This window comes from Bradyrhizobium sp. Kon56 (assembly GCF_055807635.1).
The window spans coordinates 1-249 of sequence record NZ_JBVVOU010000548.1 but is presented as its reverse complement, the minus strand read 5'-3'; the positions used below and the strand labels follow the sequence as shown (position 1 = coordinate 249).

The 249-nt window shown below is 56.2% G+C and carries 1 protein-coding gene; it reads left to right on the top strand.

Features of this window, described 5'->3' with window-relative positions; all coding sequences use genetic code 11:
* Nucleotides 1-13: 13 nt before the first annotated feature.
* The coding region (locus AC0L3B_RS40005) for a nucleotidyltransferase family protein (RefSeq protein WP_473383482.1) at nucleotides 14-249 on the top strand (236 nt) is incomplete at its 3' end.

Below are 249 nucleotides of genomic sequence, written 5' to 3'. Positions count from 1 at the left end.
CCCAGGAATCTTCATGACATTGACCGTCGATACATTACTCCAGCTGGCCATGACCAACCCCGTCAACGCTGAGATTACCGCACGCTTGCCGTCGCTCGGGGTACAGCAGTGCCTGCTCACAGCCGGTTGTCTGTTTCAGGCGGTGTGGAACCATCAGGCGAATCGCCCGGTGGACGAGGGGGTGAAGGACTATGACGTTTTTTACTTTGATCAGGATCTGTCCTACGAGGCAGAGGATGCGGTGATTCG